This window comes from Flavobacterium sp., assembly GCF_028712645.1.
In the GTDB taxonomy this organism is placed as follows: Bacteria; Bacteroidota; Bacteroidia; order Flavobacteriales; family Flavobacteriaceae; genus Flavobacterium.
In genome coordinates this window covers 1-8,134 of record NZ_JAQTPQ010000156.1, presented here as the reverse complement: position 1 = coordinate 8,134, position 8,134 = coordinate 1, and the positions used below count along the sequence as shown (strand labels likewise).

The window sequence follows — 8,134 nt, the reverse complement described above, 5'->3', positions numbered from 1 at the left end:
AACGGAGCAATTGAAGAACTAAAACGAATAGGTCGTGGATATAGAAATAAACAAAATTTTAGAACAGCCATTCTATTTTTTCATGGAAACCTTGACGGCTATTCACACAAAACCCAGTAGAACCTTAAATTTAAATCTTGTGTTAAAACAATAAATTCTAGCTGTAAATAATTACTTAAAACAAAAGTGGATATGCTAATTTAGCTTCGAAAAAATATATAATTTTAAACTCTTGAAACTACCAATGCTTTCGTTTTTTCCATAGTTACTGGTATATCATTAATAAACATCAAAAAAGGTTTGCTATTCAAGTGAGAAAAAGTCAATGAAAGTTTGGAGTATAATTTGTTTTAACCCATCGGTTCCTTTTATTCTTAAAAGCAATATGCAACTTTCTATTTATGAGTATTTTACTAGTTTTAAATCTCCTCTTTTTAAATTAGCTGCATTAACATAAATAGTCATTCCTTAAAATAACAACAACGTTTTGATTGTTAATAACTTATAATTAAATACTACCAAAAACAGTACCGTTAAATCGCCAAAAAGTGTATATTTCGGTATAAAAAAGTGGCAATATGTTAGGAAAAATAAAACCCAATAATCAGCAAAATTTGTTCAAAACAAGGCTAACAGACCTTATAAACCTTGGGCATCCTTTGGTAAAATTAGCTGATGAGGTTGCTTGGGATAAAATGGAGTTTGAGTTCCAAAATTTATATTCAGAGCAAGGAAGACCCTCAATTCCTATTAGAAAAATTGCAGGATTATTGCTTTTGAAAGAGATGTTCGAAGAGAGTGATGAATCGGTTGTTGAACGTTGGATTGAGAATGCCTATTGGCAATATTTTACAGGAGAAGAATTCTTTCAAACCAAACAACCCTTTGACCCGAGTGAGTTTGTTCATTTTAGAAAACGGTTGAAAGAAGAAGGTTTAGAATTTTTATTGAGCCAAAGCGTAGCCTTGCATCCAAAGGCAAAAAGCGAAAAAGAAGTTCAGATAGATCCCACTGTCCAGGAGAAAAACATCACTTTCCCAACGGATGCCAAATTGGCTAAAAAAGTAATCGACAATTGTGCTAAAATTGCTGAATTTGAAGGAATTAAACAAAGGCAAGCTTACAAAAGAGTAGCCAAACAGCCGAATTAGAAGAAAAAACAAAAGCTAAGATTAAAGAAAATAACGCTTAAAATTAGAAAAGAGTTCGCGATGGTGAACTCTTTTTTTCTTTAATTTTAAATTCAACTTTCTGAAGAATACCAAAAGGGAGTGAAATTATTTAATAAAAAATGTGGTTTGTAAGAATTTATTTTTACTTTAGAACTCAAATTTTAAAGCATACTAATTTATGAAAAAAAACAAAAAACAAAAAACAAAATTTAAACTTTAAGTTTTGTTTAGTTGCTTTGATTTTGATGCTTTTCTCTTGTAGTCCTGAAGATACTGCAGTAATAAATCCAACCGATGCCATTACAAATCAACTAAAAAAAGATTTGAAACTGGATCAATTTAAAAATCAAACTTTTGCTAAGAATTTGGTTGTAAATTGGGAAAGCATGAAGAGAACGGAGAAGGATGGAATTGAAATTTATGAAATGGAGGTTGAAGAAAAAAATCCGACCATAATCAAATCCAATTTATTTCAAAACAAATTAAAGTACGAGTTGATAATCATCAAAAAAGAAAATGTTAGCTATTCCTATTTAATCGAAGCATATTCCAGTTTAAAATATGCGTTATTCAATAATTCCGTACAAAAACTTAAAAACTTTACGGGTACACTTAATGTATTTAAATTAGATGGATCCTCAATTAACCAACTTGTCGTAAATAACGGAAAAAGTAAAAATCCTTCTGGCAATAGCTCTTTAAATACATTAAATGAAGTTATTAATTTATATAACACAAGCCCAAACATAAACAGCAGGGTACCTGAGTGCACTTTATCTGAGCATGTATATAGTGTATATTCTATTTATACTAATCATTATACTGTAACAGTTGGTACATCTTCTTACACTACTTACTACACTACTTTAAAAACTGTCACCATAACCGAGCTTATGAGCGTTCCTTGTGGAACTTCGGAAGATTCGTATGATATTACTAAAAGATTTAATGTTTATAGAGACGTTTTTGATGTTGAAATTATTCCTGAACTTACTGGTAAAGCTAAATGCCTAAATGCTTTATTAGACAAAAATGGAAATTCTTTTGTCCAAAATTTATTAGCTAATTTTGAGGGTAAATCTGAATTTAATATAAATATTGTTTCTAAAGATATTGTGACTAATAAAGACGAAAATGGTATTGTTAAAGAAATTAATGGTAAAACGACATATGTCCCTGGAAGCACTTCTATTACAATTGAAATCAATACATCAAGAATTGATAACACTTCAGCATTAGATGCTGCAAGAACCATATTGCATGAATACATCCACGCCGATATTTTACGAAAACTAAATACTCAATATCCTTCTACTGGTGATTTAGATTTTAAAAAAACCTATGAAGCATATGGTAATCAACACGGGGCTATGGGAGCATTATACATCAATAGTATGAGAGATGCCTTAAAAGAGTTTCATAAAAATGTACTTACTGATGATTATAATAAATACACCAATTATTACGGAGAAGCTCCAACTGACGCTTTTTATGAAGCATTGGCTTGGGGCGGTCTAAGAGAAAATGATGTTAAAGCTTGGGTCGATTTACCCGCAGAAAAAAAAGCAGCAATAGTAAGTCTCGCTAACAGAGCTATCCTTTTAAGCAAAACTGTTCCTTTTCCTAACTAATTATTATTAAATAATTTAAATTATGAAAACACATATTTCACTTCTTATATTATCTTTTTTTTCTATTACAGTTCTAACGGCTCAAGAAAAATCAAAAGACACGATTTTTTTCAATGTAGATAGATATTACACATTATCACCTACGATGACACCAAATCTCTCGAATCAAACCTATTCTGACAAGATAGAGCTTGATAAACAACGGATGATACATACAAAAACAAATGGTTATATATTTTTTGTTGGAGATGGTTTTTTAACAAAAGGGCTGAAGCCTAAACAAATTCTATCTATAAAAGACTACATTGAAAACAGAAAATTCTATTTTGATGGAAAATACAACCAAATAATAGACCAATGGAAATTAAAAGATTCTTTGACAGACAAATACACGATATACTTTGTGAATGGCAATGAATTTATCCATCCTAAATTTTTAGAGTATCATTCTTATTATCCTATTGGTAAAGGAGAAAACGTCATTACCAATAAAATAAAAGATACGCTTTTTTTTAAACAGGATAAAAGTTATGTTTTTGAATCAAAATATGAGCCAAATTCCTTTTTACTCAAAGACAGTAAGGGTAACGAAATCTTTTACTTTAGAGGGATTGAATTAGTGAAAAATTTGAAACCAAATGAGATTCTCTGTCTTAAAAAAACCATCCGTTCTTCGAGATTTTATGACAAAAACAAAGTTCAAAAATTAAATAATTATAAACTTGGTATTTACTTTAATAATTATGTTATATTTTTAGTTAAAAAAAAGAACAATGTAACAGAATATATTCGTGTAGAACCAACAGAAGTAATTTATGATTAAGGACTTTTATCTGCTGGATAAAAACGATATTTTAATCCTGAAAACACATATTTCAATTCTTATACTATCTTTTTTCTATTGCAGTTCTAAAGGCAAAAGAAAAATCAAAAGACACGTTTTTTTTCAATGTAGATAAATATTTCACAATCCCTCATTTTACTTTTTTTTATGGAATGGTATTTCCACATATTGAGTATGGTACAAATACTATTATATATAAAAAGAAAAACGGCAAATGGGTTCAAACCCATATTAGGAATACCAAATTGGTTTAGTTGAAATATTAGATTTGGCCGTTGAATTTGAAATCATCAAAAAAGCGGGTTCTTGGTTTAGTTATGGTGAAACCAAATTAGGACAAGGTCGTGATGCTGTAAAATCGTTAATAAAAGACAATCCAGAATTAGCCGATGAATTGGAAGAAAAAATCAAGGCCAAGATTAAAGAAAATAATGCTTAAAATTAGAAAAGAGTTCACCGTGGAGAACTCTTTTTTTTTTTTACAACAGGCACATTCTACTTCTATTTGTCACGCTGGAAGCGTCTTAATTATGTTGCTCTAGTATGTTGAGACGCTTCCAGCGTGACAAATAGAACTAATTATTTAGGCCTAAAAGTTACTTTTTCTTTTCAAATGCTAGTAATTGCGCGTGAATAAGTTTCCAACATTCATCTTTAAGACTGTTCTTGTCTATCATAGTTTTTCCTTCGGTTGCAATAAAAGTATGCACTTTTACCCTCAAAACTCCAGGACTTCCGCTAAAAAATGTATAAGAAAATCGTTTTTTATTGTCTCCAAAAGTAATGGGAACAATTGGTAATTGATGGTCAATTGCTAATCGGAAAGCACCATCTTTAAAGGAATCTAAAAGTACGGATTCGTCATCAGGAACGCCGCCTTCGGGAAAAATACAAATACTAAGTCCTTGATTTATCCGTTTTTGCGCCCTTTCGAAAACGCCGTGTTTACTTCTAGAACTTGTTCTGTCGACCAAAATACAAGTCCGTTTATAGAAAAATCCAAACAGGGGGATTTTTGACAACTCTTGTTTTCCCACAAAAACGAATGGTTTTCGTATCGTGACAAGCATCAACATAATGTCGACCATCGAAGTATGATTAGCAACAAACATATAGCTTTTGTCGGGTTCGAGTGCTTGATCTTTGTCAATTTTATAATAAAATCCCATCCCAAAAAGAATGAATTTTGACCAAATTCTGGCCATCTTAAAAAAATACGGATAACCGCTTTCGGTCAAAATGGAAGCCACTAAAAAGGGAAACATAATAAGAATCGGGATGGCCATTAAGACATAAAACCAAACGCGCCAAACCACCCAAAAAATATTTTTTATTCCTCTCATACCGTCAAAAGTAAGGAAAAGTGTGTAAGTTTGAATATATTTAACCGCAAAGAGCACAAAGTTTTTTCGCAAAGTAAAAAAGAAAAGATGACTGAAAATGAAATTTCCAAAATTATTATAGGTTTAGCAATTGAAGTTCATAGAAGTCTTGGACCTGGTTTATTAGAAAACGCTTATAAAGAATGTTTGTTTTATAAAATAAATCAATATGGTCTTTTCGTTGAAAAAGAAAAAGTTTTACCATTAATTTTTGAAGAGGTAAAATTAGATTGCGGTTATCGAGTTGATTTATTGGTAGAGAACAAGTTTATAATTGAACTTAAAAGTGTAGAGTCATTGTGCGAAATTCACTTAGCTCAAACTTTAACTTATTTAAAACTTGGAAACTACAAACTTGGACTACTTATAAACTTTAATGAAGTTCTACTTAAAAACGGGATTAGAAGAGTCGTCAATAACTTATAAATAAAACTAAATACAAAATCTTTGCATTCTTTGCGAAAAACTTTGCGAACTTTGCGGTAAGAAAAAAATATAATGGCAAAAATACTTACTGGCGTTCAAAGTACAGGAACACCACACTTAGGAAACTTACTTGGCGCAATCATTCCCGCAATCGAATTATCAAATAATCCCGAAAACGAATCGTTCCTTTTCATTGCCGATTTACATTCGATAACCCAAATAAAAGATGGAAAAACTTTAAGAGAAAACACCTATAGCACAGCGGCGGCTTGGCTTGCTTGTGGTTTAAATGTGGAAAAAGTGGTTTTTTACCGTCAGTCTGATGTGCCACAAACAGCTGAATTATCTTGGTATTTGAGTTGTTTTTTCCCTTTCCAAAGATTGACATTGGCCCATTCTTTCAAAGACAAAGCCGATAGATTGGAAGACGTCAATGCCGGATTATTTTCGTATCCAATGTTGATGGCTGCGGATATTTTATTGTATGACGCCCAATTTGTTCCCGTGGGGAAAGACCAGTTGCAACATTTAGAAATTACACGTGATGTCGCTTCTCGTTTCAATCATCAGATGGGTGAAACCTTTGTAATTCCTGAAGCTATAATCCAAAAAGATAGTATGCTTATTCCAGGAACCAATGGTGGAAAAATGAGTAAATCAGCTAATAATATCATTAATATTTTCTTGGACGACAAAGCCTTACGCAAACAAGTAATGAGCATAGAAACCGATAGCACACCGCTTGAAGCTCCAAAAAATCCTGACACTTGTAATGCTTTTGCCATTTATTCTTTATTAGCAAACAAAGAGCAACTATCCACAATGAGAGCCAATTATTTGGGTGGAAATTACGGTTACGGTCACGCCAAACAAGCCTTGTTTGAACTGATTGTAGAAAAATTCAAAACCGAAAGAGAGAAATACAATTATTATATGAACAACCTCGACGAAGTAGATGCTTTATTGAAAATTGGTGCTGAAAAAGCAGGAGTTGTTGCTAGAGGAGTTTTGGCTAAAGTTAGAGTGAAATTGGGGTTTGAGTAATTAAAAGATAACCACAGATTCGCAGATTAAAAATAATAATTTTAAAAATCTGCGAATCTGCGGTGTTTATTAAATCGCCTCAAACAATTTCTCTGGTTATGGACGAATCACATTCCATTCTATTTGCAATTCACCATTCTATTTGTCACGCTGGAAGTGTCTTACTGTACGAGATCAACTTAATTGAGACGCTTCCAGCGAGACAAACTAAGTAGAGCTTGTTTGTTGAACAACAATATTGTAACAACCGATTTTTTCTTGCTATTTGTCATGCTGGAAGCGTCTCAATTTTTGTTTTTTTCATTCATTTAAATCGCCTCAAACAATTTTCCGGGCAAAGGTCGAATCACGCCTTTCAACTCCATATTCAATAGCATTCCAGAAATTTTATAAATAGGAAAATCACATCTCAAAGCGATAATATCCATCAATTCTTTTCCGTTTTTTAAGAGGTAATCATACACCTTTTGTTCATCGGCTTCGAGTGTGACAAACAGTTGTTTTTGCACTGGTTTTGCTTTGCTTTCGATGTCCCAATTCAGGATGTAAACCAAGTCGGCGGCACTGGTAAGCAGGTTTGCCTTTTGGATTTTAATCAAGTTGTTGCAACCTTGGCTATATTTGTCGGTTGTTCTTCCCGGAACAGCAAAAACATCCCTATTATAATCATTAGCGATATTTGCCGTGATTAGCGAACCTCCCCTTTCGGCCGATTCGATGACAATCGTAGCTTCGGAAATTCCTGCCACAATGCGGTTTCTACGAACAAAGTTTTCCTTTTCGGGATTGGATGAACTCCAAAATTCGGTCATAAAACCACCGTTCTGTTCTACTTTAGAAACATATTTTTTATGGTTTTTTGGATAAATTTGGTTTAAACCGTGAGCTACAACACCAATGGTTTGCAAATTATGTTCCATCGCTAATTGATGTGCAAAAATATCAACGCCATAAGCAAAACCGCTCACAATTACAGGATCAAGCGGAGCCAAATCTTCAATCAATTTTCGACAAAACTCCATTCCATAAGAAGTGATTTGTCGCGTTCCCACAATGCTGATAATTTTTTTGTTTTTTAAATCAATATTGCCCGAAGTAAACAACAAAACCGGTCCGTCTATGCAATGCTTCAGTCGATCTGGATAATCTTCGTCCTGAAAATAAGCCACATTGATTTCATTTGATTTGATAAATTGAAGTTCTTTTTCTGCTTTTTCAAAAACGGATTTGTCTTTTAGATTTTTTAATAAAACAGATCCTATTCCATCAATGGAAGCAAGCTGAGAAGTTTTAGTATTGAAAACTGTTTTTGCGTTTCCACAATGGTTTATTAGTTTTTTGGCCATAATATCGCCCACTCCCTCTACTTGCTGCAATGCCAATAAATGAAATAAATCTTGTTCTGTCATATTAATCGTTTGAGGCTGAAATGTATAAAAATTTATGTGATTTGTTAATAAAAATTGTGAATAAAATTTTGATAACTATTTTCAATGTATAACTTTGTATGTATGAACATCGAACCTTACATCGCACAGCTTTTATATCGTTACCAATGTGTAACCGTTCCAGGTTTCGGAGCTTTTTTGACCGAAATTCAATCCGCTCAATTAGTTGAAAGTTCCAATTCTTTCT

The 8,134-nt window shown here is 32.4% G+C and carries 7 protein-coding genes and 2 pseudogenes; 7 read left to right on the top strand and 2 right to left on the bottom strand.

Going from position 1 to position 8,134, the window contains the following annotated elements; genetic code table 11:
• The first annotated feature begins 578 nt into the window (after positions 1–578).
• From PHC28_RS12195 to PHC28_RS12180, 4 genes and pseudogenes are all read left to right on the top strand, one after another.
• Positions 579–1,151 carry a transposase gene (locus PHC28_RS12195; protein ID WP_300100740.1) on the top strand — a complete coding sequence of 191 codons (573 nt, stop codon included), beginning with the start codon at positions 579–581 and terminating at the stop codon, positions 1,149–1,151.
• A 266-nt stretch (positions 1,152–1,417) separates the two neighbouring features.
• Positions 1,418–2,803 (top strand): hypothetical protein, encoded by a 1,386-nt coding sequence (locus PHC28_RS12190; RefSeq protein WP_300100737.1) that lies wholly within the window; start codon positions 1,418–1,420, stop codon positions 2,801–2,803.
• A 22-nt stretch (positions 2,804–2,825) separates the two neighbouring features.
• Positions 2,826–3,626, top strand: a complete 801-nt coding sequence (locus PHC28_RS12185) for a hypothetical protein (protein ID WP_300100734.1) — start codon at positions 2,826–2,828, stop codon at positions 3,624–3,626.
• A gap of 277 nt (positions 3,627–3,903) precedes the next feature.
• Positions 3,904–4,086, top strand: a pseudogene (locus tag PHC28_RS12180) (DNA recombination/repair protein RecA); the annotation flags it as partial.
• Positions 4,087–4,243: 157 nt separating this feature from the next.
• Here PHC28_RS12180 and PHC28_RS12175 read toward each other — a convergent pair.
• Positions 4,244–4,990 carry a 1-acyl-sn-glycerol-3-phosphate acyltransferase gene (locus tag PHC28_RS12175; protein ID WP_300100730.1) on the bottom strand — a complete coding sequence of 249 codons (747 nt, stop codon included), beginning with the start codon at positions 4,988–4,990 and terminating at the stop codon, positions 4,244–4,246.
• Between the two features lie 87 nt (positions 4,991–5,077).
• Here PHC28_RS12175 and PHC28_RS12170 point away from each other — a divergent pair, with 87 nt between their 5' ends.
• Positions 5,078–5,455 (top strand): GxxExxY protein, encoded by a 378-nt coding sequence (locus PHC28_RS12170; protein WP_300100727.1) that lies wholly within the window; start codon positions 5,078–5,080, stop codon positions 5,453–5,455.
• Between the two features lie 72 nt (positions 5,456–5,527).
• Positions 5,528–6,499, top strand: coding sequence for a tryptophan--tRNA ligase (gene trpS / locus PHC28_RS12165; RefSeq protein WP_300100723.1), 972 nt, complete (start codon positions 5,528–5,530; stop codon positions 6,497–6,499).
• A gap of 308 nt (positions 6,500–6,807) precedes the next feature.
• Here trpS and dprA read toward each other — a convergent pair whose 3' ends face one another.
• Entirely contained in the window at positions 6,808–7,908 is a 1,101-nt protein-coding gene (gene dprA, locus PHC28_RS12160; protein ID WP_300100721.1) for a DNA-processing protein DprA, read from the bottom strand.
• A 102-nt stretch (positions 7,909–8,010) separates the two neighbouring features.
• Between dprA and PHC28_RS12155 the strand changes: the two are divergent.
• A pseudogene (locus PHC28_RS12155) lies at positions 8,011–8,134 on the top strand (SPOR domain-containing protein); the annotation flags it as partial.